This is a genomic window from Cereibacter sediminicola (genome assembly GCF_007668225.1).
GTDB lineage: Bacteria > Pseudomonadota > Alphaproteobacteria > Rhodobacterales > Rhodobacteraceae > Cereibacter_A > Cereibacter_A azotoformans.
In genome coordinates this window covers 60,669-83,700 of the sequence record NZ_VDEK01000015.1, presented here as the reverse complement: position 1 = coordinate 83,700, position 23,032 = coordinate 60,669, and the positions used below count along the sequence as shown (strand labels likewise).

General features: G+C 70.5%; 21 protein-coding genes. 6 read left to right on the top strand and 15 right to left on the bottom strand.

Translation table 11 applies throughout. The features are described from left to right. Positions 1–62: 62 nt before the first annotated feature. The 4 genes from lpxK to FG154_RS11870 all read right to left on the bottom strand — a co-directional run bounded on the left by lpxK (position 63) and on the right by FG154_RS11870 (position 3,335). A complete protein-coding gene (gene lpxK / locus FG154_RS11885; RefSeq protein WP_145107980.1) occupies positions 63–1,061 on the bottom strand; it encodes a tetraacyldisaccharide 4'-kinase in 999 nt (332 codons plus the stop codon). Then, positions 1,061–2,248 (bottom strand): 3-deoxy-D-manno-octulosonic acid transferase, encoded by a 1,188-nt coding sequence (locus FG154_RS11880; RefSeq protein ID WP_145107977.1) that lies wholly within the window; start codon positions 2,246–2,248, stop codon positions 1,061–1,063. The genes lpxK and FG154_RS11880 overlap by 1 nt, the downstream gene beginning before the upstream one ends. Before the next feature lie 12 nt (positions 2,249–2,260). Continuing rightward, a complete protein-coding gene (locus FG154_RS11875; RefSeq protein ID WP_011907128.1) occupies positions 2,261–2,506 on the bottom strand; it encodes a DUF4170 domain-containing protein in 246 nt (81 codons plus the stop codon). A gap of 88 nt (positions 2,507–2,594) precedes the next feature. Then, positions 2,595–3,335 (bottom strand): NYN domain-containing protein, encoded by a 741-nt coding sequence (locus FG154_RS11870; RefSeq protein ID WP_145107974.1) that lies wholly within the window; start codon positions 3,333–3,335, stop codon positions 2,595–2,597. A gap of 213 nt (positions 3,336–3,548) precedes the next feature. Between FG154_RS11870 and FG154_RS11865 the strand changes: the two genes are divergently transcribed. Together FG154_RS11865 and FG154_RS11860 are read left to right on the top strand one after the other, a co-directional pair. Next, positions 3,549–3,821 carry an I78 family peptidase inhibitor gene (locus tag FG154_RS11865; RefSeq protein WP_145107971.1) on the top strand — a complete coding sequence of 91 codons (273 nt, stop codon included), beginning with the start codon at positions 3,549–3,551 and terminating at the stop codon, positions 3,819–3,821. Positions 3,822–3,894: 73 nt separating this feature from the next. Then, entirely contained in the window at positions 3,895–5,499 is a 1,605-nt protein-coding gene (locus tag FG154_RS11860; RefSeq protein ID WP_145107969.1) for a Y-family DNA polymerase, read from the top strand. A 52-nt stretch (positions 5,500–5,551) separates the two neighbouring features. Here the strand turns inward: FG154_RS11860 and FG154_RS11855 are convergent, their stop codons facing one another. The 7 genes from FG154_RS11855 to dapD all read right to left on the bottom strand — a co-directional run bounded on the left by FG154_RS11855 (position 5,552) and on the right by dapD (position 15,019). Next, the gene (locus tag FG154_RS11855; RefSeq protein ID WP_145107966.1) at positions 5,552–8,338 is read right to left on the bottom strand and encodes an error-prone DNA polymerase; all 2,787 of its coding nucleotides are present in this window, start codon (positions 8,336–8,338) and stop codon (positions 5,552–5,554) included. Positions 8,339–8,414: 76 nt separating this feature from the next. Beyond that, positions 8,415–9,668: a lytic murein transglycosylase gene (locus FG154_RS11850; protein ID WP_145107987.1), complete on the bottom strand. Its 1,254-nt coding sequence runs from the start codon at positions 9,666–9,668 to the stop codon at positions 8,415–8,417. 197 nt (positions 9,669–9,865) lie between these two features. Next, on the bottom strand, positions 9,866–12,118 hold the full coding sequence (gene rnr, locus FG154_RS11845) for a ribonuclease R (RefSeq protein WP_145107963.1): 2,253 nt from the start codon (positions 12,116–12,118) through the stop codon (positions 9,866–9,868). Between the two features lie 45 nt (positions 12,119–12,163). Further along, positions 12,164–12,580: a GNAT family N-acetyltransferase gene (locus FG154_RS11840; protein ID WP_145107960.1), complete on the bottom strand. Its 417-nt coding sequence runs from the start codon at positions 12,578–12,580 to the stop codon at positions 12,164–12,166. Beyond that, positions 12,577–13,719, bottom strand: coding sequence for a succinyl-diaminopimelate desuccinylase (gene dapE, locus FG154_RS11835; protein WP_145107958.1), 1,143 nt, complete (start codon positions 13,717–13,719; stop codon positions 12,577–12,579). Before dapE ends, FG154_RS11840 begins: the two co-directional genes overlap by 4 nt. 56 nt (positions 13,720–13,775) lie before the next feature. Then, the gene (locus tag FG154_RS11830) at positions 13,776–14,108 is read right to left on the bottom strand and encodes a hypothetical protein (RefSeq protein ID WP_011907117.1); all 333 of its coding nucleotides are present in this window, start codon (positions 14,106–14,108) and stop codon (positions 13,776–13,778) included. Positions 14,109–14,194: 86 nt separating this feature from the next. After that, on the bottom strand, positions 14,195–15,019 hold the full coding sequence (gene dapD, locus FG154_RS11825; protein ID WP_145107955.1) for a 2,3,4,5-tetrahydropyridine-2,6-dicarboxylate N-succinyltransferase: 825 nt from the start codon (positions 15,017–15,019) through the stop codon (positions 14,195–14,197). 83 nt (positions 15,020–15,102) lie between these two features. Here dapD and FG154_RS11820 point away from each other — a divergent pair, with 83 nt between their 5' ends. Continuing rightward, entirely contained in the window at positions 15,103–15,909 is an 807-nt protein-coding gene (locus FG154_RS11820) for an LOG family protein (protein WP_145107953.1), read from the top strand. A gap of 16 nt (positions 15,910–15,925) precedes the next feature. Here FG154_RS11820 and FG154_RS11815 read toward each other — a convergent pair whose 3' ends face one another. Continuing rightward, positions 15,926–16,267, bottom strand: coding sequence for a DUF2794 domain-containing protein (locus FG154_RS11815; protein WP_044247611.1), 342 nt, complete (start codon positions 16,265–16,267; stop codon positions 15,926–15,928). Positions 16,268–16,554: 287 nt separating this feature from the next. Next, positions 16,555–17,544: an asparaginase gene (locus FG154_RS11810; RefSeq protein WP_145107950.1), complete on the bottom strand. Its 990-nt coding sequence runs from the start codon at positions 17,542–17,544 to the stop codon at positions 16,555–16,557. Positions 17,545–17,710: 166 nt separating this feature from the next. Between FG154_RS11810 and FG154_RS11805 the strand changes: the two genes are divergently transcribed. The 3 genes from FG154_RS11805 to FG154_RS11795 all read left to right on the top strand — a co-directional run bounded on the left by FG154_RS11805 (position 17,711) and on the right by FG154_RS11795 (position 20,774). Then, a complete protein-coding gene (locus FG154_RS11805; RefSeq protein WP_145107948.1) occupies positions 17,711–18,241 on the top strand; it encodes an invasion associated locus B family protein in 531 nt (176 codons plus the stop codon). Between the two features lie 125 nt (positions 18,242–18,366). Next, positions 18,367–19,545, top strand: coding sequence for a dual-specificity RNA methyltransferase RlmN (rlmN, locus tag FG154_RS11800; RefSeq protein ID WP_145107945.1), 1,179 nt, complete (start codon positions 18,367–18,369; stop codon positions 19,543–19,545). A gap of 14 nt (positions 19,546–19,559) precedes the next feature. Next, a complete protein-coding gene (locus FG154_RS11795) occupies positions 19,560–20,774 on the top strand; it encodes a winged helix-turn-helix domain-containing protein (protein WP_145107942.1) in 1,215 nt (404 codons plus the stop codon). A gap of 15 nt (positions 20,775–20,789) precedes the next feature. Here FG154_RS11795 and FG154_RS11790 read toward each other — a convergent pair whose 3' ends face one another. Together FG154_RS11790 and FG154_RS11785 are read right to left on the bottom strand one after the other, a co-directional pair. After that, positions 20,790–21,602, bottom strand: coding sequence for a C40 family peptidase (locus tag FG154_RS11790; protein WP_145107939.1), 813 nt, complete (start codon positions 21,600–21,602; stop codon positions 20,790–20,792). Beyond that, positions 21,602–22,987 (bottom strand): leucyl aminopeptidase family protein, encoded by a 1,386-nt coding sequence (locus FG154_RS11785; RefSeq protein WP_145107936.1) that lies wholly within the window; start codon positions 22,985–22,987, stop codon positions 21,602–21,604. The genes FG154_RS11790 and FG154_RS11785 overlap by 1 nt, the downstream gene beginning before the upstream one ends. Positions 22,988–23,032 lie beyond the last annotated feature (45 nt).

The following is a 23,032-nucleotide window of genomic DNA, read 5'->3' as shown; positions in this document are numbered from 1 at the left end:
TTCCGGATGAGGCGACAGCCACCGCTTCGGGAACATTCCTTCATGAGGCAATACGCGGGGCCTCAGGCCTGCCGCGTCAGCCCCAGCCGGTCGAAGGCCGCATCGAGCGCGGCCCAGTCATCCAGCTCCAGCCGGACGGGAAGGGTGAGCACCTTCTGCCGGAACGAGGGCGGCAGGCGGACCGCGTCCTTCTCGGTCGTGACAAGCTGCGCCCCCAGCGCCATCGCCTCGATCTCGAGCCGCCGCATCAGCGCCTCGCCCAAAGGCTGGTGATCGTCGAGCGCCTCGGCGCGCAGAAGCACCGCGCCCTCGGCCCGCAGCGAGGCGAAGAACTTCTCGGGCCGGCCGATTCCGGCAAAGGCCAGAACGCGCGCCTCCTGCCAGTCCATCCCCATCTGCAAGGTGGCCAGCCGCCCCGTCAGCCGGGGCACCGGCAGCGCGGGCCAGTCGGCGGCGAAGCGGCGCTGCGCCTCGGCCTCGCCGATCGAGAGCAGCAGGTCGGCGCGCGCCAGACCCTCCGCCACCGGCTCGCGCAGCGGGCCTGCCGGCAGGCAGCGGCCGTTGCCGAACCCCACCGCCGCATCGACGACGACGACCGAGAGATCCTTGACCACCGAAGGGTTCTGGAACCCGTCGTCCAGCAGGATCGCCTGCGCGCCCGCCGCCTCGGCGGCGCGGACGCCCGCAGCGCGGTCGCGCGCGACCCATGCCGGACCGAAGGCCGCCAGCAGCAGGGGCTCGTCGCCCACATCCGCCGCGCGATGACGGCGCGGATCGACCTGCACCGGCCCCTCGAGCCGCCCGCCATACCCGCGCGAGACGACATGCGCGGCCACGCCCCGGTCGGACAGGCGCTGCAGGAGCGCGATGGCCGTGGGCGTCTTGCCCGTGCCGCCCGCGTTCAGGTTGCCGATGCAGATCACCGGCACGCCCGCGCGGTGCCCCTCGGCCCGCAGGCGCCGCGCCGTGGCCGCCGCATAGGCCCGCCCCAGCGGGGCCAGCAACCGCGCGGCAAGGGATGGACGGGCGGGCGGCGTGAACCAGAAGGCGGGCGGTCGCATCAGGGCTCTCTCTCCACAAGGCGGCCGGCCAGCGCCACCACCCGGTCGGTGACTTCGGTGCCTTCCGAGGCCACGGCCCAGCCTGCGTGGGCCAGCCGCGCCACCCGGTCGGGCGCGAGCAGGTCGGCCAGCGCCTCGGCAAGATCGCGCGCCGTCTCCACCGTCATCGAGGCCCGCGCCGCCGTCAGCCGGGCCAGCGTCACGCCATGCGATCCGGCCCGCGGCCCGTGGATCAGCGCCGACCCGAGCGAGGCCGCCTCGAGCGGGTCGAGCACGCAGCCGGTGCTGAGGCTGCCGCCCAGCCAGGTGACCTGCGCCAGCCGGTACCAGAGGCCGAGTTCGGCCGCACCATCGGCGACGAAGACCTCGGTCTCGGCATCCGGCTCTTCGTCGGCGGCGCGGCGGGCGACCTTCCAGCCCTCGGCCTCGAACCGTTCGGCGAGGGGGCCCGCGCGGTCGGGCTCCTGCGGCACGACGATGAGAAGCATCCGGTGGGCGAGCTTCAGCGCCGCGTGATGCGCCGCGATCACCGCGGCCTCCTCCTCGACCGGAAGGCCCGCCGCAAGCCAGACCTGCCGCGTCGCGAGCAGCCGGGCCATCGCCGCCCGCTCGGCCTCGGTGCAGGGCAGCGCGAGGCTGCCTTCCTCAAGCCGCCCGGCGACCTGCGTCACCTGTGTCGGGCTGCCGGCCTTGCGAAAGGCGCGCGCGGCCGCCTCGTTTACGGCGAAGATGTGGCTGAACCGGCCGAGCAGGTTGCGCATCTGCCCCGGCCACCAGCTTTCGCGTCCGGGCAGGATGCGCGGTGCCACGCCATCGACCAGCGCCAGCGGCACGCCCCGGTCCGACGCGGCCTGGATCAGGGTGGGCCTCAGTTCGCCCTCGGCCATGAAGGCCGCATCGGGCCGCCAGTGATCCAGGAAGTCCGCCGCCGCGGCCTGCGTGTCGGGCGGCGGGGTCTGCACGATCAGGATGCCGCCCGAACTCACCGGGGCGTGGGTGGTCAGCAGGACCGGAAACCCCTCGTCGAGGATGATCCGGCGCCCGAGTTCGGCCATCGGCCGCGCCGACTCGCGCGAGGGCGCATGGAGCCAGACCAGCTTGCCAAGCGGGCGCTGGGGCCGGACCGGGCCCTCGGCGGGCTCACGCCGCAGGGCAGTCCCGAACGGGAGGCCGAAGGCGGTCGCCATGGGGGGATCTCGTCAGGCCCCCAGTTCCTCGGTGGCCGAGGCCGGCTGCTCTTCGTCGCGGAGGCGGTGGAGATGGGCAATGAAATAACGCACATGCGCATCGTCCACGGTGCGCTGCGCCTCGGCCTTCCATGCGGTGTAGGCCGAGGCATAGTCGGGGAACATGCCGACGATATGGATGGCCTTCACGTCCTTGAATGCGTTCTTCGTCGGGCTGACGAGTTCGCCCCCGAAGACGAGGTGAAGACGCTGGGCCATGGCGTTGCTCCTTTGACTGGCGGAATGTCGCGCACCCTAGACGATGGGCCGCAGGGGTCAAGGAGCCAGAGGCCGCCGGCCGGCCGTCTCAGGCGAGGTCGCGGGCGAGAAGCTGCCCTCCGGGGCCGGACTTCACCTCGAACCGGCTGATCTTCTTGATGAGATCCGACAGTTTGGCCGAGCCATAGGTCCGGGTGTCGAAGTCGGGATTCGCCTGGGTGATGAACTGGCCGACCTGGCCGAGCGTGTACCATTCGCCGTCGGGGTCGATGGCGCGCATGGCCGCGACGATCAGCGGGATCGCCTTCATCGGCTCTTCCTTGCCGCGCTGTGCGGGCGCCTGCTGCGGCTCGTCCGCCGGGCGCGGGCCGCGCGCCGGAGGTTCGTCCGAACCGAGGTTCTCCACATAGATGAACCGCTTGCAGGCCATGCGGAAGGCTTCGGGCGTCTTCTTCTCGCCGATGCCATAGACATCGAGCCCCTGCTCGCGGATGCGGGCGGCGAGGCGGGTGAAGTCGCTGTCGGACGAGACCAGCACGAATCCGTCGAACAGCCCCGAGTGGAGGAAGTCCATCGCCGCGATCACCAGCCCGATGTCCGAGGCGTTCTTGCCCTTGGTGTTCGAGAACTGCTGATCCGCGACGAGCCCCAGCGCGGCCACCTTCTTGGCCCAGGCATTCAGGCGCATCGCCGACCAGTCGCCATAGATCCGGCGCACCGAGGCTTCGCCGAGGGCCGCGATCTCCTCGAAGATGGCCTCGGCGTAGTTGGCGGGCACGTTGTCTGCGTCGATCAGCACGCAGAGGCGAGGGGCGCGGGGTTCGGACATGATCGCTCCTGTTTTCCCCTTCCTGCCCCAAACGCCGCATCGGCGGAAGCCCGGAAACGCGGGCCCCGGTGACGTGGGCGGATCGTGCCCCCGGCCCCGCGGTCGCCCACCCGCTTTCACGGAGGCGTCATCGGGCCCCTGCGGCGCCCGCGTCGGCTTGTGTCGGGATGCGCGCCCGACTAGTTTGCGCGCCGTTCGACCGGAGACCTCGACATGCGCCGCACAGTTCTTCTCCTTTCCGCCCTCGCCAGCCTGTCGGCTTGCAGCAAGAAGGAAACCGAAATCATCCTTCCGACAGACAGTTGCGGCGCGGTTCGGCTGCAGGGCCTTGTCGGCCAGCCGGCGGAAGTGCTCGAGACGATCCGCTTCACCCAGCCGGTCCGGCTCGTGCGGCCGGGCGAGGCGGTGACGATGGATTTCAGCCCCAACCGGCTGACCGTCGAGGCGAACGAGGCCGACCGGATCGTCCGGCTGGCCTGCGGCTGATCCCGCCCCGGAGTCGGTGACTCGACTCCGTTCCATGGCCTGCGGTATCCTGAACGAAACAGGAACATGGGCAATGGCACAGCGACGGATTCTCTGCCTCTGGTTTCCCAGGCTCGCGGCCGAGCGGGTCCTGCGGCGGCGCGACGATGCGCTGCCGCCCCCTTTCGCGGTGGTGGGAGAGCGGCGGGGGGCGCAGGTCCTCACCTCTGTCTCGGCCGAGGCCGAGGCGCTGGGGCTGGGGCCCGGACAGGGCCTTCGTGACGCCACCGCGATCTGCCCGCATCTTGTCACCGCCGCCGAAGACCTGCCGGGCGAGGCGGCCTTCCTCACCGTGCTCCGCCGCTGGGCGGGAAAGTTCTCGCCCTGGGTGGCCGAGGAGCCCCCGGCGGGGCTGACGGTCGATCTGACCGGCTGCGCCCATCTGTTCGGCGGCGAGGACAAGCTGCTCGGCGTGGTCGAGGCGGATTGCGCGGCGCTTGGCCTGACGGTGCGGGCGGCGGTCGCCGATACGCCCGGCGCGGCCTGGGCACTGGCCCGCCATTCCGGGCGCGCGGCCCCGGCCACCCGCAGCGGGGACGCGATCGAGCAGGAGGCCCATGCCACGCGGTCACGCGCGACAAAGCGCCGGAGGCTGGTCCCGCCCACCGGCGGGCCCCTCGGCGTGATCGCCGCCCCCGGCCACATGCGGCAGGCGCTGGCCCCGCTGCCGGTCGCGGCGCTCCGCCTGCCGGACGGGGCGGCCGAGTCGCTGGCCCGGCTCGGCCTGCGCCATGTGGGCGACCTGCTCGACCTGCCGCGGGCCGCGCTCGCCCGGCGCTTCGGCACCGCCGTGCTGCGCCGGCTCGATCAGGCCCTGGGGTTCGAGCCCGAGCCCGTCTCACCCGCCCGCGCGCCGCTGCATTTCGCGGTGCGGCTGACGCTGCCCGACCCGATCGGCCTGCGCGAGGATGTGGAGGCCGGCCTCGACCGGCTGCTCCCCCCGCTCTGCGACCGGCTGAAGGAGAAGGAGCGGGGCGCCCGCCGGGTGCGGCTGCAGGCCTTTCGCACCGACGGGCAGGTGCCCACGATCGAGATCGGCCTGGCCCAGCCGGCCGACACGCCCGACCGGATCCGCCCGCTGCTGGCCCTGAAGCTCGAGACGATCGACGCGGGGTTCGGGATCGACATGCTGCGGCTTTCGGCCATCGAGACGGAGCCGATGGTGACAACGCCCCATCGCGGGCCCTCGTCGGCCGCACGTCAGGCCGATGCGCTGGCCGATCTCGTGGGCCGGCTCGGGGCGCGGCTGGGGACCGAGTCGGTGACGCGGCTGCATCCGGCCGAGAGCCATGTGCCTGCGAAGTCCGCCCTGATCCTGGCCGCCGCCTGGTCCGAGCCTGCCGGCCCCTGGCCCGAACCGCACGCCCCCCGCCCGCTGGTCCTTTTCCCGCCCGAGCCCGCCGAAGCCGAGGGCTCTCCTCCTTCCCGCATCCGCTGGCGCCGCCGCGAGCGCCGGATCGTCCGCGCCGACGGGCCCGAGCGCATCCTGCCGGAATGGTGGCTCGACGATCCCCAATGGCGCAGCGGTCCCCGCGACTACTGGGTGGTGGAACTCGACGGGGGCGAGCGGATCTGGCTCTTCCAGGCGCTTGGGGGGCTGCTGTCGGGCGGCTGGTGGGTCGAGGGCGAGATGGCCTGAGACAGACCCGCCTACGTGGTCCGTCTGACAGGGCCGGAGGCCGGGGCCCCGCTCAGAGCAGGTGCCGCAACAGCGCCATCGGATGCGCCCGGAGGGTCAGGCGGAAGGCGGCGTAATCCTCGACCACCTGCTCACCCAGCGTCATCTCGCGCAGGGCGACCGCGGGTTCGACGATCCCCTCGCCATCCATGTCGCCGGAAAAGAGCGGCAGCGGCTTGTCCCCCGTCAGCGCGCGCGCCTGCCACAGGGCCTCGCGCCGCGAGAGACCGAGGGCCGCGAAACAGTCGGCCTCGGCCAGCCGGGTCACGGTGGCGGGCGGGGTCCCCGCCCGGCGCCAGACATCCTCGACCGCGCGGTAGCCGTTGCCGCGGGCCCCGACGATCCAGAGCGCCTCCTCCTCGGCCACGCCCTTGATCTGGCGCAGCCCCAGCCGGAGCGCCAGACGCCCCCGTCCGTCCGGCTCCATCACATTGTCCCAGCGGCTAGCGTTGATGCAGGGCGGCAGCACCGTCACCCCCTGCGCGCGCGCGTCCCGCACGATCTGCGCCGGCGCATAGAAGCCCATCGGCTGCGAGTTCAGCAGCGCGCAGGCGAAGATGCCGGGGTGGTGGCACTTCAGCCAGGCCGAGGCATAGACGAGGAAGGCAAAGCTGGCCGCGTGGCTTTCGGGAAAGCCGTAGGAGCCGAAGCCCTCGATCTGCGCGAAGCAGCGGGCGGCGAACTCCTCGTCATAGCCGTTGGCGCGCATCCCCTCCATGAAGCGGTCCTTCAGCGCCGTCACGTTGCCGTGCTTCTTGAAGGTGGCCAGCGCCCGGCGCAGGCGGTCGGCCTCGTCAGGGGTGAAGCCCGCGCCGATGATGGCGATCTGCATCGCCTGCTCCTGAAAGAGCGGCACGCCCAGCGTCTTGCCCAGCACCTCTCCCAGCGCGTCCGAGGGGAAATGGACATCCTCTTCGCGGTTGCGGCGCCGGATGTAGGGATGGACCATGTCACCCTGGATCGGACCGGGGCGGATGATGGCGACCTGGATCACGAGATCGTAGAAGCGGCGCGGCCGCATCCGGGGCAGGAAGTTCATCTGCGCCCGCGACTCGACCTGGAACACGCCCAGCGAATCCGCCTGGCAGAGCATGTCGTAGGTCGGCCCGTCCTCCTGGGGCAGGGTGGCGAGCGTGTAGCGCGTGTGGTGGTGCATCTCGATCAGGTCGAACGCCTTGCGGATGCAGGTCAGCATGCCCAGCGCCAGCACATCCACCTTGAGGATGCCCAGCGCGTCGATGTCGTCCTTGTCCCAGCAGATGACCGTCCGATCCTCCATAGCGGCGTTCTCGATCGGCACCAGCTCGTCCAGCCGCCCCTCGGTGATGACGAAGCCACCCACATGCTGCGAGAGATGGCGAGGAAACCCCTGGATCTCGTCGATGAGCTGCAGGGTCAGCCAGAGCCTCCGGTCACCCGGATCAAGCCCGATCTCGCGCAGGCGCTGCTCGGTCAGGGCACCGGGCCCGCCCCATCCCCAGATCTGGCTCGACATGGCGGCGAGCGTGTCCTCCGAAAGCCCCATCGCGCGCCCCACCTCGCGCACGGCCCGCTTGCCGCGGTAATGAATGACGGTGGCACACAGCCCGGCGCGGTGGCGGCCGTAGCGTTCATAGATGTGCTGGATCACCTCCTCGCGCCGCTCATGCTCGAAATCCACGTCGATGTCGGGCGGCTCGTTCCGCGCTTCGGACACGAACCGCTCGAAGACCATGGTGCCGATCTCGGGGCTGACCGAGGTCACGCCCAGCGCATAGCAGACGATGGAATTGGCCGCCGACCCGCGCCCCTGGCAGAGGATGCCCCGGTCACGCGCAAAGCGGACGATGTCGTGGACGGTGAGGAAATAGGGCTCGTAGCCCAGCTTGCCGATGAGATCCAGCTCATGCCGCGCCTGCGCCGCGACCTTGTCCGGCACGCCCGCCGGATAGCGCCAGTCGAGCCCCTCGCGCGTCAGCCGGGCCAGCCGGTCCGAGGAGCTTTCGCCCTCGGCGATCTCGGAGGGATATTCATAGCGCAGCTGGCTCAGGCAGAAGCCGAGCCGCCCGGCGATCTCGCCGCTGCGGAAGACGGCCTCCTCATGGCCGGGATAGAGGCGCAGCATCTCGGCCTCGGACCGGATGCGCTGCTCTCCGTTCGCCAGCGCCCGCCGGCCGAGTTCCTCCACCCGGCAACCGGTGCGGATCGCCGTCAGCACATCGGCCAGCCGCCGCCGCGCGCCATGATGCAGGATCGGCAGGCCCGAGGCCACGGCCGGCACCCCGAGCCGCGCGGCCAACGCCGCGAGCCGCTCGAACCGGGCCCGGTCCTGCCCCGCATACTGGGGGGCAAGGATCAGCCCGACCCGTCCGGGGCAGGCCTCCGCCAGCCGCCCGGCCAGGGCCCGCCACTCCGGCGCAAGACGCGCCGGCGGATGGAGCAGCAGCTCCTGGCCTTCGGCATGGGCAAGCAGATCGCCCAAGCCCAGATCGCAGCCCCCCTTGGGCGCTGCCCGCCGCCCCAGCGTCAGCAGGCGGCAGAGCCGGCCCCAGGCGGCGCGGTCCCGGGGCAGGACGGTGACGGCGAGGCCCTCGCGCACCACGACCCGGGCCGCCGGGACAAGGCGCGGGGCGGTGCCCGTCTCGCGCGCGATCTCCCTGGCCTCGCAGAAGGCCCGCACGATCCCGGCGACGGAATTCTCGTCGGCAATCGCCAGCGCGGGCAAGCCGAGAGAGGCGGCCCGCCGCATCAGCTCCTCGGGATGCGAGGCGCCCGTGAGAAAGGTGAAATTCGACGTGGCCGACAGTTCCACGAACGGCATGGCAGTGCCCGAGTCGCTTGAACGAAACAGGAACATACCTTGCCATGCCGTGAAAGGGGAGTCCCCCTCAGGCCGGTCAGGCTCCTTCGCGCAGCCGGTTCAGCACCGCCTCATTGGCATAGCCGTCCGCGACCAGACCCCGCGCCTGCTGCCACTTGCGCAGCGCGGCCAGGGTGTTCGGCCCGATCATCCCGTCGGCGCCGCCCGTGTCGAAGCCCGCTGCCGTCAGCAGCCGCTGCAACTCTGTCCGCTCGGCCGAGGCCAGCGCCCGGTCGCCCCGGGGCCAGCCGCCCGCGATGGCCGGGCCGCCCGTCAGCCGGTCTGCCAGATGGCCGACCCCGATCACATAGGCATCCGCCGGATTGTAGCGCGCCAGGGCACGGAAGTTCGGATAGATCAAAAAGGCCGCCCCGCGCGCCCCCGCGGGCAGCAGAAGCTCCGCCTCGCCCTCGGGCAGCGGCGCATCATCCACCCGATGCAGGCCCAGCCCCCGCCACTCCTCCGCCGATTTCCGCAGTCCCTTGCCGCTCTGGGCGAAATCGAAACCCTCCGGCAGCCGCACCTCGACCCCCCAGGGCTCGCCCGCGCGCCAGCCCGAGCGTGCCAGATAGGCCGCCGTCGAGGCCAGCGCATCCGAGGGATCCTCCGACCAGATGTCGCGCCGCCCGTCGCCGGTGAAATCCACCGCATGCGCAAGGTAGGAGGTCGGCATGAACTGGGTGTGGCCCATCGCGCCGGCCCAGCTTCCGGTCATCGCCTCGGGACGCACGTCGCCCGTATCGAGGATCTTCAACGCCGCGATCAGCTGCTCCTCGAAGAAGGCGGCGCGCCGCCCGTCATGGGCCAGCGTCGCCAGCGCCCCCACCAGCGGATGATCGCCGCGCCGCGTCCCGTACGAGGTCTCCATCCCCCAGACCGCAACCACGATCTCCTTCGGCACGCCGTAGCGTGCCTCGATCCGCTCGAGCAGCGCCCCGTGCCGCATCAGGGCTGCGCGTCCGTTGGCGATCCGCACCTCCGAGACGGCCGAATCGAGATAATCCCAGAGTGTCCGGTTGAACTCGGCCTGGTTGCGGTCGCGCGCCACGGCGTCCGCGTCGTAGCGCACGCCCCGGAAGGCCGCGGCCAGAGTCTCGGGCCGGATCCCGGCCGCCAGCGCCCGCGGGCGAAACGCGACGATCCACGCATCGAACCCGGCCTGCGCCGCCCGTTCCCCCTCGGTCACCGTCACCTCCCCGCGCGCCACCGGCCGCTGCGACCCCGCCGCCGGATCCGCCGCCACGGGCGACGCCGCCACCACCAGACCCAATCCGAAAAGAAGCTTCCGCACCATCTGCCCCATCCCTGCCCTCGCTCTTGTCGTTTTGGCAACCCTAGCGCGAAACGCCCCATCCGAAAAGCGCAAGCCCATGCCCCGATGCGGGCAACCGCCGGATCCGGCGCAACTCCTTCCTCTCACTCTGAAAAAAATATCCTCGGGGGGCGCGGGGGGCAGACAGCCCCCCGCCCTGGCCATGTCCCGGCCCCTTACCGCCGCGTGCGCAACACCCGGCGCTTCGCCTTCCCGGCCCTTGCCGCGTCACGGCCGGGCTTGCGGGGCGCCGACCGGCCACGCCGACGCTTGGGGGCAGGCAATCCCCGATCCTCCACCGTCAGAAGTTCGAGCGTCAGCCCCCCCGTCAGCGGCACGGCTTCCGCAAGGCGCACCGTCACCCGCTGTCCGATGCCCAGGACGGTTCCCGTATCCGCGCCCATCAGGGTCTGGCTCTCGGGATCGAAATGGAAGAACTCGCGCCCCACGGACCGGATCGGGATGAGACCGTCGGCCCCGCTCTCGTCGAGTTTCACGAACAGGCCGAACCGCTGCACCCCCGAGATCCGACCGGCGAATTCAGCCCCCACCCGGTCCGAGAGCCAGGAGGCGAGGTAGCGGTCGGTCGTATCCCGCTCGGCCGCCATGCTGCGCCGCTCGGTGTCCGAGATCTGCTTGGCCGTCTCTTCCAGCATCTCGATGTCCTGGGCCGACAGCCCGTCATCGCCCCAGCCATGCGCAAGGATCAGCGCCCGATGCACGATCAGATCCGAATAGCGGCGGATCGGCGAGGTAAAATGCGCATAGCTGCGCAGCGCCAGACCAAAGTGGCCAAAGTTCTCGGCGTGATAATAGGCTTGGGTCATCGAGCGCAGCGTGGTGATGTTCAGCAGCTCGTCGAACTCGGTGCCCTCGGCCTGGGCCAGAAGCCGGTTCAGATGCGCGGTCTTCAGCACCTGCCCCTTGGCCAGCGTGAAGCCGGAGGCCTCGGCCACCTCGCGCAGCGCCTCGAGCTTGTCGGGCGACGGCTCCTCATGGACGCGGAACAGCAGCGGCCGGCGCAGGCGCGTCAGTTCCTCGGCGGCGGCGACGTTCGCCAGCACCATGAATTCCTCGATCAGCCGATGGGCGTCGAACCGCTCGCGGAAGGCCACCGACAGCACACGCCCATCCTCCGACAGCTCGATCCTGCGCTCGGGCAGGTCGAGGTCGAGCGGCTGGCGCACCGCGCGGGCGTGCTTGAGCGCCCGGTAGGCCTCGTAGAGCGGCCGGATGATGGTCTCCAGGAGCGGCGCCGTCGCCTCGTCGGGCTGGCCGTCCTGCGCCTTCTGCACCTGCGCGTAGTTCAGGCTTGCGCGCGAGCGCATCATGCCCCGCGTGAAGCGGTGAGAGATCTTCTCGCCCTGCGCCGAGAGCCGCATCCGCACGGCCATGCAGGGCCGGTCCACCTCCTCGTGCAGCGAACAGAGATCGCCCGACAGCGCATCCGGCAGCATCGGCACGACGCGGTCGGGGAAGTAGGTGGAGTTGCCGCGCTTGCGCGCCTCGCGGTCGAGCGCCGAGCCGGGACGGACGTAGTGCGCCACATCGGCGATGGCCACCCAGACGACATGGCCGCCCGGATTCTGCGGATCGGGGTCGGGCTCGGCGAGCACCGCATCGTCCCGGTCGCGCGCATCGACGGGGTCGATGGTGACGAAGGGCAGGTGGCGCAGATCCTCGCGCTCGCCCATCGGGGCGGGGCCCGCACCCTCGGCCTCGGCCAGCACGGCGTCGGGGAAGCTGTCGGGGATGCCGTGCTGGTGGATGGCGATCAGCGACACCGCGCGCGGGCCGGCCGGATCGCCCAGCCGGGACGTCACGCGGGCCAGCGGCAGGCCGAGACGGCGCGGCCCGACCTGCTCGGCCTCGACCAGTTCGCCGTCACGGGCGCCTGCGGCCCCGTCGCGGGCCACGCGCCATTCCTTGTCCTCGCCCTTGTCGATCGGCAGGATCCGCCCGCCGTCCGCACTCGCCCGGAAGATGCCGAGGATGCGGGGCTTCGCGCCCCCGAGCCGCCGGATCAGCCGCGCCTCGTGGCTGTGATCCTCGCCCTCGACCTCGGTCAGCCGGGCGAGGATGCGCTCGCCCTGCGCCATCGCGGGATCGCCCTTCTTCGGCACGAAGAGGATGCGGGGCGGCTCGCCCTCCCCCTCCCACTCCAGCGGCCGGGCGAAGAGGTCGCCCTCGGCGTCCGGGCCCGTGATCTCGAGCACCGAAACCGGCGGCAGGGCGCCTTGGGGGGCGAAGCTGCGCTCGCGCTTTTCCAGCGCGCCATCCGCCTCCATCTCGCGCAGGAGGCGCTTCAGCTCGATGCGCGCGGCACTGCCCTTGATGCCGAAGGCGCGGGCAATGTCGCGCTTCGCGGAGAGGGCCGGGTTCTGGGCGATCCAGTCGAGGATCTGGGCTTTGGAGGGCAATTGGTCCATCGCTCTGGCCTAGCACGGGCCGCGGGACTCGTCATCCGCAAAGCCTCAGAGGTCCAGCACCATGTCGCGGTGGGGGATGCCCGCGTCGAGATAATCCTCGCCCACCGGCCGGAAGCCCAGCTTGGCATAGAACCCCATGGCGTGGGTCTGCGACCCGAGCCTGAGCTGCCGGAGGTCCGGCTCTCGCCCCAGTTCGGCCACCGCCGCCCGGATCAGGGCCGCGCCGACGCCCGTGCCCCGGTATTCGGCCAGCACGCAGACCCGGCCGATCTTGCCCGTCTCGCCCCGGATCAGCAGGCGCGCGGTGCCGACCGCCCGGCCGTCGTCGGTGGCCAGCAGATGGATCGCCTCACCGTCCAGATCGTCGATCTCGTCGGCCTCGGATACGCCCTGCTCCTCGATGAAGACCGCCCGCCGCAGCGCCCGGCAGGCCTCGACGTCACGCGTGCGTTCGATCTTCATGTGAAATAGTCTTTCAGGATGCGCTTGTAGATGGCCTTGAGCGGTTCGATCTGCGCCACCTCGACCCGCTCATCGACCTGATGCATGGTCTTGCCGACGAGGCCGAACTCCACCACCGGGCAATGGGCGCGCACGAAGCGCGCGTCCGACGTGCCGCCCGAGGTCGAGGGTTCGGGGCGGAGGCCGGTCTCGGCCTCGACCGCGCGGGCCACAAGCTCCGACAGCTCGCCCGGCGGGGTCAGGAAGCTTTCGCCGGAGATCTTTGCGCCGAGGCCGATCTCGACCCCGGTCTCCGCCGCCACCCCGGCGGCCTCCTGTTCGAGCCAGCGGATCAGGCTGGCGCCACTGTGCCGGTCGTTGAAACGGATATTCACCGTGGCCCGGCAGAGCGCCGGGATCACGTTGGTGGCCGGGTTGCCGGTGTCGATGGTGGTTACGGCCAGCGTGGAGGGATCGAAATGCCCGGTGCCCTTGTCCAGTTCGTGCGAGGCCAGCCGGTCGATCAGCTGCGCCATCGCCGAAACCGGGTTCTTCGCCCGGTGCGGATAGGCCGAATGACCCTGCACCCCGCGTGCGGTGAAAAAAGCCGTCATCGAGCCGCGGCGGCCGATCTTCATCATCTCGCCCAGCCGCTCGGGGCAGGTCGGTTCCCCCACGAGGCAGACCGTCATCGCCTCGCCCTCGGTCGCCATCCAGTCGAGAAGAGCCGTCGTCCCGTCCACCGAGTCGCCCTCCTCGTCGCCGGTGATCGTCAGGATCACGGCCCCGTCGGGCGGTGTCTCCTGAACGAAATCCACCGCCGCCGCCACGAAGGCCGCAACGCCTGACTTCATGTCGGTCGCGCCCCGCCCCCAGAGCCAGCCGTCCGCGATCTCGCCTCCGAACGGGTCGCGGGTCCAGGCGGCCGCGTCGCCCACCGGCACCACATCCGTATGGCCGTTGAAGCCGAAGGTCCGGTTGGCGCCCTTGCGCCCCCAGCGCGCAAAGAGGTTCGGCACGCCGTTGCGATCCACCCGCCGGCAGTCGAAGCCCGCCCCGGTCAGGATCCGCTCGAGCAGGACGAGCGCCCCGCCCTCATCGGGCGTCACCGAGGGGCAGCGGACGAGGTCGGCGGTCAGCGCGACGGGATCGAGGGGCATCTGGGTCTCCGGGCAGGTCGGTGCGGTCGCCGCCGTCGGGGCGATCCGCAAACGGGTCAGTCGTAGAAGGGCGTCACCTGCGCCACGACGACCGAATTCTCGGCAAGCGCCCTCTGCATCAGCGCGCGCTCTTCCTCGTCAATCTCGTCGCCATTGGCGAGCCGCTCTTCAAGCGTGCCGTAGCCCGAGACATCCAATGGTGCCATCTCGGCCGTCTTGAGCAGCGCCACCGTCTCGCGGACGGCCTCGGCCTCGTCCACGCCGCTGGCGTAGCAGATGAGGGCCGCGCCGGTGGCATCCTTCGGAAGCCCGTCGCCCTCACAGCGCCCGACCTCGATCACCAGCGTATAGACCTGCTGCGGCCGCTTCGGCTTCTTCTCGTCCGCCATGGGCGTCCCTCCCTTGGTCTCTGGCACGGGTTCGCAGGAAACGGCTGCCCGCGCAAGGGCGCCATCTCCTGCGTCCGCCCGCCGGATCAGTCGCGCAACAGCTCGTTGATCGAGGTCTTGGACCGCGTCTGCGCATCGACGCGCTTCACGATCACCGCGCAATAGAGGTTCACCCCGCCCTTCGACGGCATCGAGCCCGCGACGACGACCGAACCGGCCGGGACCTCGCCATACATGACCTCGCCGGTCTCGCGGTCGACGATCTTGGTGGACTTGCCGATGAAGACGCCCATGCCCAGAACCGAGCCCTCACGGACGATGCAGCCCTCGACCACCTCGGAGCGGGCGCCGATGAAGCAGTTGTCCTCGATGATCGTCGGGCCGGCCTGCATCGGCTCCAGCACGCCGCCGATGCCGACGCCGCCCGAGAGATGCACGTTCTTGCCGATCTGCGCGCAGGAGCCGACGGTGGCCCAGGTATCGACCATCGTCCCCTCATCGACATAGGCGCCGAGGTTCACGAACGAGGGCATCAGCACCACGCCCTTGGCGATATAGGCCGAGCGGCGGACGACGCAGCTGGGCACCGCGCGAAAGCCCGCGGCCTTCCACTGGGCCTCGCCCCAATGGGCGAACTTGCTGTCGACCTTGTCCCACCAGGTGCCGCCCTGCGGGCCGCCGACCTGCACCTCCATGTCCTTCAGCCGGAAGCCGAGCAGCACCGCCTTCTTGGCCCACTGGTTCACATGCCAGTCGGCGCCGCGCTTTTCGGCGACCCGCAGGCTGCCCTTGTCGAGCGCCTCGAGCGTGGCCTCGACGGCGTCGCGCGCCTCGCCCTTGGTGGCCGGGGTGATCGTGTCGCGCGCCTCCCAGGCGGCTTCGATGACGGCTTCGAGCGCGGAATACGACATGCGGATCACCCTTTTTCGTGGTTCTTTACCCCCGAAGCCTATAAAGGCTGGGCCCATTCGCCGCAATGCGCCGAAGGATCATCATGAAAGACGACCGCCGCCACCCGTTCCGCGACAGTTCGCAGGACATGGAATCCGCCCATCGCGTGCCGGACACGCCGCAAAGCCGCGCGCCCGCCTACCGGCTCGCCTTCGCGGACCCGGAATTTCTCATGCGGGACGAGTTGCGTCCCGTGCGCCTTCAGCTCGAGCTGATGAAACCGCAGATCGTGATGGACGAGCGCGGGATCGTCTCGACGGTCGTCATGTTCGGGGGCGCCCGCATCCCCTCGCCCGAGCGGAAGGACAGCGCGCCCGAAGGGCTGGCCTCGCTTGCGCCCTACTACGAGGAGGCGCGGAAGTTCGCCCGCGCCGTGACAGAGCGCAGCATGGAAACCTACGGCCGCGAACTCGTGATCGTCACGGGCGGCGGGCCCGGCGTGATGGAGGCGGGGAACCTCGGCGCGCACGAGGCGGGCGGCCAGTCGATCGGGCTGAACATCGTGCTGCCGCACGAACAGGCGCCGAACGCCTATGTGACGCCCGACCTGTCGTTCAACTTCCACTACTTCGCGGTGCGCAAGATGCACTTCCTGATGCGCGCCCGCGCGGTGGTGGTCTTCCCGGGCGGCTTCGGCACGCTCGACGAGATGTTCGAGAGCCTGACGCTGATCCAGACCAAGCGGATGAAGCCGATCCCGTTCCTGCTTTTCGGGCGCGAGTTCTGGGAGAAGATCATCAACTGGCAGGCTCTGGCCGAGATCGGGACCATCTCCCCCGAGGATCTGCGGCTGTTCCGCTTTGTCGAGACCGCGGACGAGGCGCTGGACGCTCTGGACGAATGGGAGTGACGGCCCGCCCGCCGCGTCACTCCACCGGACGGATCAGCTTTCTCTCCAGCACGCGCAGCACCTGCGCCAGATCCTGGCCGCGCCGGAGGATCTGGCCATCCATGCCGACCACCGCATACATGCCCTGCCGCCCGCGCAACCGGGGTCTCTTCTCGATCCGATAAAGAGCATTTTCGGCCGTACGACGGAAGATCGAGAAGACCGCCACGTCACGCAGATGCGAGATGCCGTAGTCGCGCCACTCGCCCAGCGCCACCATCCGGCCATAGAGGGCAAGGATCCGCCCCAGCTCGTGCCGGTCGAAGCTCACCTGGTCGGGGATGTGCGAAGCGAACGGGTTCGGCGGCTGCACGGTCATGTCATGAGGCTGACGCAATCGGCCGGGCAAGGCAAGCCCGCATGCCCGCCGCAGCGCGGCTAATGACACCTCTGGCCGGCCACCGCGATTGCGCCCGGAAAACGCCCCGGATCGACCGTGGCAAGGCCCCAATCCCGCGGCAGCATCACATCACTTAGCGAGTGACCCGGAGTTCCGGCGGCGGCACAAACTGTCCCCTGTCTGCCGCCGGCCCGGTGTAAGAGACCTGCGGAAGCCCCGCTCTGCCGGGGCTTCCGTCGGCCCGTTGCCGTGGGTGGCGGCGCGCCTCAGGCAAAGCCCTCGGCCTTGCGGAGGATGCCGGTCTCGATCCCGCGCCAGTTGCTCTGCACCGCGTTCAGCCGCTTGAGCGTGGCGGGGTGCCCGGCATCCAGGATCCCATGCCGCACCAGAAGCGCCGCAATGGCGGCCTCGGAGGCGCGGGTCGAGCCATCGACGATCTTCAGCGCGATTCCCAGGCGCTTTTCCGGCACGATGGCGACAAACACGGCCTCGGCGCCGGTCTTGATCGCCGCGCGCCCGCGCATCGCGCGCATCAGCTCGGTGCAGGCCCGCCCCTCTCCGGCAACCAGATCGGGATGGGCGATAATGGCCTCGACCAGCCGCGCCGCCGCCCTCTCACGCGCGCCACCGCCCGCAGAGGCCGCGGCGAAGAAGGCCATCGCCCGCGCCAACCCGACAACCGAGGTGGTGAAGTTCGGCGCCGAGCAGCCGTCGATCCCGAAGCCCGTGCTCTCCTCGCCCGTCACCTCCTCGAAGGCGGCGCGCACCGCACGCTGCACGGGATGATCGATCTCGACATATTCCGGCCCGGCCTTCAGATGCTGCGAGAGCATCAGGAACCCGGCGTGCTTGCCCGAGCAGTTGTTGTGAAGCTGGCACGGCCCCTCATGCGCCCGGACCAGCCGGTCGCGCTCGGCCACATCGGCGGGCATGTGGGCACCGCACCGCAGGTCGCCCTCGCCCAGTCCCAGCTCCGAGAGCCAGCGGCCGACCTGACGGGTGTGAAGCGCGGCTCCCTGATGGCTGGCACAGGCCAGCGCCAGACGCTCGGACGACAGACCCTCGCCCGCGCCGCTTTCCAGCAGGGGCAGCGCCTGCAGCATCTTGCAGGACGAGCGGGGGAAGATCACGGTCTCCGGCTCGCCCCAATGCTCGATCAGGCCCGCATCCGCGCTCCAAACCGCCGCATGACCGACATGCCAGCTTTCGAGCAGGCCGCCGCGCCAGAGTTCGACCATCTTCACGGGACCTGTCATGGCTCCTCTCACAGCTGCGCGATTTTGTGCCCAAGGGGGCTTTTTACCAGCCCGATGCTTGCGCTATGAAGCGTTATCGGGTTGAAACGGCCTGCGCTACTGGAAAAGGTCGCCTCAAGGCGGCGTAGAGCGGGCAGAGGCACTGGCAGCTGGAGGCTGTAACGACATGAGAACCACGATGGGGCGCCTGCTTCCGGCGGCGGCGATTGTGCTCGCCGGTCTCGCGACGGGTGCGGCCGCGCAGACTTCCAACAATCTGGTTGCGACCAAGACGGACTGGAGCGTGTTCGCCGAGAACTCGCCCAAGGAATGCTGGGGCGTCTCGATGCCCAAGCAGACCGAGGCGACGCGGGACGGCAAGGCCGTCTCGGTGCGGCGCGGCGACATCCTGCTGTTCGTGACCTATCGCCCCGGCTCTGGCGCGAAGGGCGAGGTCTCCTTCACCGGCGGCTATCCCTTCGCCCCGGGATCGACTGTCAATGTCAATATCGGCGGCACCGCCTACGAGCTGTTCACCGACGGCGAATGGGCGTGGCCGGCCAATCCGCAGGACGATGCGTCGCTGCTCGCCTCGATGAAGCGCGGCAGCACGGCCGTTCTCACGGCCCGCTCGGCCCGCGGCACGCAGACCAAGGACACCTTCTCGCTCTCGGGCTTCACGGCGGCCATGTCCGACGCCGAGACTCGCTGCAAGTAAACACGGCTGCGGTGCGGCCCTGTCGAGCCCCGGCCATCGCCGGGGCTTCGTCATGTCGCGCGGCGGGTTCCGTTTCCGCGCCGAATCCCCTATATCAGGCGCTTCCCGCTTCCCGAGGCATTGCCATGACCGCCACCGCTCCGATCACCCAGGACGTGATGACCCTTCCGCGCAAGCTGCCCGAGGGCGGCCCGCTCAACATCGTGGGCCTCACGCGCGAAGAACTGATGGCGGCCCTCGTCGCCGCCGGCACGCCCGAGCGGCAGGCCCGGATGCGCATGGGGCAGGTCTGGCAGTGGGTCTATCACTGGGGCGTGCGCGACTTTGCGCAGATGACGAACCTCGCCAAGGACTACCGCGCGCTGCTGGCCGAGCATTTCGCCATCGTCCTGCCCGAGGTGGTGACCCGGCAGATCTCGGCGGACGGGACGCGGAAGTATCTCATCCGGATCGCGGGCGGGCACGAGGTCGAGACCGTCTATATCCCCGAGGAAGGCCGCGGCACGCTCTGCGTCTCGTCTCAGGTGGGCTGCACGCTGACCTGCTCGTTCTGCCACACCGGCACGCAGAAGCTGGTGCGCAACCTGACCGCGGGCGAGATCGTGGGGCAGGTGATGCTGGTGCGGGACGATCTCGGCGAATGGCCCGAGCGGGGCGCACCCAAGGACGAGACGCGGCTGGTGTCGAACCTCGTGCTGATGGGCATGGGCGAGCCTCTCTACAATTTCGAGAATGTCCGCAACGCGATGAAGGTGGTGATGGACGGCGAGGGCCTCTCGCTCTCGCGCCGGCGGATCACGCTCTCGACGTCGGGCGTCGTGCCCGAGATCGCGCGCACGGCCGAAGAGATCGGCTGCCAGCTTGCCATCTCGTTCCACGCCACGACCGACGAGGTGCGCGACATTCTCGTTCCGATCAACAAACGCTGGAACATCCGCACGCTTCTCGACAGCCTGCGTGACTATCCGCGGCTGTCGAACTCCGAGCGGATCACCTTCGAATATGTCATGCTCGACGGGATCAACGACAGCGACGCCGACGCGCGGCGGCTGGTCAAGCTGATCGCGGGCATCCCGGCCAAGATCAACCTGATCCCCTTCAACGAATGGCCCGGCGCGCCCTACCGCCGCTCGACGCCCGAGCGGATCGCGGCCTTCGCCGACATCATCTACAAGGCGGGCTATGCCTCGCCGATCCGCACCCCGCGCGGCGAGGACATCATGGCGGCCTGCGGCCAGCTCAAGTCCGCGACCGAGCGCGCCCGCAAGAGCCGGGCCCAGATCGCCGCCGAAACCGGCCTCTGACCGGGCCGGCGGCCGTGATCCTCTCCAATCCGCTTGCGCGCCGGCTGTTCCTGCATCTTCACGCCCTGGCCGAACCGCCCACCGGCCCGGGCAGGGGCGAGGCGCTGCTGGCGCTGATCGACCGCCTGGGCTTCGTGCAGATCGACAGCATCTCGACCGTTGCCCGCGCGCACCACATGATCCTCTTCGCGCGCCGGCAGTCCTACCGGCCCGAGGCGCTCGACCGGCTGCTCGCGCAGCGGCACCTGTTCGAGCACTGGACCCACGACGCCGCGGCGATCCCCACCCGCTTCTACCCTTTCTGGCACCACCGCTTCCGGCGCGACCGGCCGCGGCTGCTCGCCCGCTGGCGCGGCTGGCAGCGCGAAGGGTTCGAGGAGCAGTTCGAGACGGTCCTCGCGCGGATCGCCGAGGGCGGGCCGGTCTCGGCCGCCGAGGTGGGCGAGGAAGAGCAGCGCGGCACCGGCGGCTGGTGGGACTGGCACCCGTCGAAGGCGGCGCTCGAATATCTGTGGCGGGTGGGCGAGCTGTCGATCACGCGCCGCGACTCGTTCCGCAAGGTCTATGACCTGACCTCGCGCGTGATTCCGGCCGACGTCCTTGGCATGGACCCGGGCGATGCGGCCACGATCCACTGGGCCTGCTCCGAGGCGCTGGACCGGCTGGGCTTTGCCACGTCAGGCGAACTGGCCGCCTTCTGGGCCGCGGCGACCCCGGCCGAGGCGCAGGCCTGGTGCCACGACGCGCTGGCGCGCGGCGAGATCGTCGAGGTCAGGATCGAAGGGGCCGACGGCAGCCTTCGCCGCAGCTATGCCCGCCCCGGCCTCGCCGCACTGGCCGAAGCCGCGCCCGATCCCACGCCCCGCCTGCGCATCCTGTCGCCCTTCGATCCGGTGCTGCGCGACCGCGCCCGCGCCGAGCGGCTGTTCGGCTTCCGCTACCGGATCGAGGTCTTCGTCCCCGAAGCCAAGCGCACTTACGGCTATTACGTCTTCCCGATCCTCGAGGGCGACCGGCTGATCGGCCGGATCGACATGCGCGCCCACCGCGAGAGCGGCGGCCTGCGCGTCCGCGCGCTCTGGCCCGAGGCGGGGGTTCGGCTCGGCTCGCGCCGGCTGGGGCGGCTCGGAGCCGAACTCGACCGGCTGGCCCAGTTCGCGGGCTGCGATCAGGTCACGTTCGAGCCCGACTGGCTGCGCGAGACCCTGCCCGAGGCGTCGGACGGATAGCGCCGCCCGCGCGCGTCAGGGCCTGCGGCGGGCCAGGACCGGCCCCTCGCCCGCCGCGGCGATCCGGGCAATGGCCGCTTCGATCTCTTCCTCGATCACACCCATCACATAGCCCGTGGCATGGATCATCCGCCGCGCGTCGATGGCCAGTGCGACGTGGCCCTTCCAGAACAGAAGGTCGCCCGCCTGCAATTCCCCCGTGACGTCAGAGCCGAGCGCCTGCTGCAGGTCGCTGTCGCCGGGGCACTCGATCCCGCAAGCCAGCAACGCCGCCTGCGCCAGACCCGAGCAGTCGATCCCCGCCCGGCTGTTCCCGCCCCAGAGATAGGGCGTGCCGTAAAACAGCCGCGCCACCGCCACCGGATCGGGATGAAGCCGATCCACCGGCCACAAATGCCGCGCGGGAACCCAACCTGCCGTTGTTTCAAGAAAATCTCGCGCTTCGCCAATGACCGTCAACCGCGCGCCAAAGCTGAGGGCCGCGATCTCATGTGCCTGCACCCGCGGCTCGGGGTAGAGATGGCTGGCGGGAACCGCAACGCGGTGCGTGGCCGTCTCGGGCGCGGCCAGCGCCGCCTCGGGCAGCCAGCCGCAGTAGCCGTCCTTGTCGGCGCGGCCAAAGGCATGACCCTCGCGCCGGTCGATCACGAGGAACCCCTCACCCAACAGGAGCTGCCGGTCCCGCGGGCCCTCGGGCCGCGCCAGCAGATCGACCAGCGGAACCCCCACCTGCGCAGGCTCTCCACCGGTGAACCGCGCAGCCGCCACCTGCCCCTTCAGCGAGACATGGGCCACCTCGCCGCTGCAGGGCGTCGTCCGGCGGTCCATCACAGGCCCAACATCTGCGGCAGGGCCGTCAGGATCGCCCGCGCGCCCTGCCCCACCCCTCCCTTCGGCCGCGCCGGCGCATCGGACGGCGTGTGGCCGTAGATGTCGAAATGCATGTAGCGCGGGTTCTCGACGAAGCGGCGCAGGAAGAGCGCCGCGGTGATCGACCCCGCAAAACCGCCCGAGGGGGCATTGTCGAGATCGGCGATGCCGGGCTCGATCAGCGGCTCGTAAGGCTCCCAGAAGGGCAGGCGCCAGACCGGATCGCAGGCCGGGCCGGCCGCCGCCTGAAGCGCGGCGGCCAGACCTTCGTCGTCGGTGTAGAAGGGCGCGAGGTCGGGACCGACCGCCACCCGCGCCGCGCCCGTCAGCGTCGCCATCGAGACGATGAGGTCGGCCTCTTCCTCGTCGGCCAGCGCCAGCGCATCGGCAAGGATCAGCCGCCCCTCGGCGTCGGTGTTGTTCACTTCGACCGTCAGCCCCTTGCGCGAGGTCAGGATGTCCCGCGGCCGCATGGCATTGCCGGAAATGGCATTTTCCACCGCTGGCACCAGCACGCGCAGGCGCACGGGCAGGTCGAGCGCCATGATCATCTGCGCAAGCCCCATGACGGTCGCGGCCCCGCCCATGTCCTTCTTCATCAGAAGCATGCCGGCCGAGGGCTTGATGTCGAGCCCGCCCGTATCGAAGCAGACACCCTTGCCCACCAGGGTCACACGCGGCCCGCGCTCGCCCCAGCGCATCTCCAGCAGCCGGGGTTCGCGCGGTGAGGCGCGGCCAACGGCGTGGATCATCGGCAGGTTCCGCTCGAGCAGCCTGTCGCCGCGGATCACCACGGATTCCGCCCCGAAGCGATCGGCGAGCGCGAGAAAGGCCACTTCCAGCTCCTGCGGCCCGAGATCGGACGCCGGCGTGTTGATGAGATCGCGGGTCAGCATCTCGGCCTCGGCCATGGCGAGAAGCCGCGCGCCGTCGCGCCCGGCGGGCAGCTTCAGCCGCGCCTTTGGTGGGGTGCTGCTGCTGCGGTAGCGCGTGAAGGCGTAGGTCGAGAGGAGCCAGCCGAGGGCGGCCTCATCGGCGGCTTCGGGCGAGAGATCCCCCTCGAGGTGCCAATCGCCCGCGGGCAGCGCCGACAGGCCCCGCGCAAGGCCAAAGCGGCTGCGCGCGCGGGCCCTTGCGGTGCCCGACCCCAGAACGGCCGCCGCAACCGTGCCATCCGGCGCGGGCAGCAGCCGCAACTCTCCCAGGCCGGCCTCAAAGCCGCTTTCCGACAGCCACATGCGGACCGGCTCGGGCCGGGCGGCGAGCCATGCGGCCAGTGCGTCGGACGCAACGACATGGACCGGGCGCGAGGCCGCAGCGGGATCAGCGAAGGCGAGGGACATGGTGCGTTCCAACAGGCAGGACAATCGCGCCGAGCCTAGCCGTTC

Bases quoted from the DNA above. Each gene is read 5' to 3' on its own strand.
- FG154_RS11855 (WP_145107966.1), bottom strand. From the start codon at position 8,338: ATGCCGTTCGTGGAACTGTCGGCCACGTCGAATTTCACCTTTCTCACG.
- FG154_RS11785 (WP_145107936.1), bottom strand. From the start codon at position 22,987: ATGTCCCTCGCCTTCGCTGATCCCGCTGCGGCCTCGCGCCCGGTCCAT.
- FG154_RS11830 (WP_011907117.1), bottom strand. From the start codon at position 14,108: ATGGCGGACGAGAAGAAGCCGAAGCGGCCGCAGCAGGTCTATACGCTG.
- FG154_RS11815 (WP_044247611.1), bottom strand. From the start codon at position 16,267: ATGACCGTGCAGCCGCCGAACCCGTTCGCTTCGCACATCCCCGACCAG.
- dapE (WP_145107958.1), bottom strand. From the start codon at position 13,719: ATGCCCCTCGATCCCGTCGCGCTGACCGCCGACCTCGTCCGCTGCCCC.
- FG154_RS11840 (WP_145107960.1), bottom strand. From the start codon at position 12,580: ATGAAGATCGAACGCACGCGTGACGTCGAGGCCTGCCGGGCGCTGCGG.
- FG154_RS11790 (WP_145107939.1), bottom strand. From the start codon at position 21,602: ATGGACCGCCGGACGACGCCCTGCAGCGGCGAGGTGGCCCATGTCTCG.
- FG154_RS11805 (WP_145107948.1), top strand. From the start codon at position 17,711: ATGAGAACCACGATGGGGCGCCTGCTTCCGGCGGCGGCGATTGTGCTC.
- FG154_RS11810 (WP_145107950.1), bottom strand. From the start codon at position 17,544: ATGACAGGTCCCGTGAAGATGGTCGAACTCTGGCGCGGCGGCCTGCTC.
- FG154_RS11865 (WP_145107971.1), top strand. From the start codon at position 3,549: ATGCGCCGCACAGTTCTTCTCCTTTCCGCCCTCGCCAGCCTGTCGGCT.
- lpxK (WP_145107980.1), bottom strand. From the start codon at position 1,061: ATGCGACCGCCCGCCTTCTGGTTCACGCCGCCCGCCCGTCCATCCCTT.
- FG154_RS11880 (WP_145107977.1), bottom strand. From the start codon at position 2,248: ATGGCGACCGCCTTCGGCCTCCCGTTCGGGACTGCCCTGCGGCGTGAG.
- FG154_RS11870 (WP_145107974.1), bottom strand. From the start codon at position 3,335: ATGTCCGAACCCCGCGCCCCTCGCCTCTGCGTGCTGATCGACGCAGAC.
- rlmN (WP_145107945.1), top strand. From the start codon at position 18,367: ATGACCGCCACCGCTCCGATCACCCAGGACGTGATGACCCTTCCGCGC.
- FG154_RS11820 (WP_145107953.1), top strand. From the start codon at position 15,103: ATGAAAGACGACCGCCGCCACCCGTTCCGCGACAGTTCGCAGGACATG.
- rnr (WP_145107963.1), bottom strand. From the start codon at position 12,118: ATGGACCAATTGCCCTCCAAAGCCCAGATCCTCGACTGGATCGCCCAG.
- FG154_RS11875 (WP_011907128.1), bottom strand. From the start codon at position 2,506: ATGGCCCAGCGTCTTCACCTCGTCTTCGGGGGCGAACTCGTCAGCCCG.
- FG154_RS11860 (WP_145107969.1), top strand. From the start codon at position 3,895: ATGGCACAGCGACGGATTCTCTGCCTCTGGTTTCCCAGGCTCGCGGCC.
- dapD (WP_145107955.1), bottom strand. From the start codon at position 15,019: ATGTCGTATTCCGCGCTCGAAGCCGTCATCGAAGCCGCCTGGGAGGCG.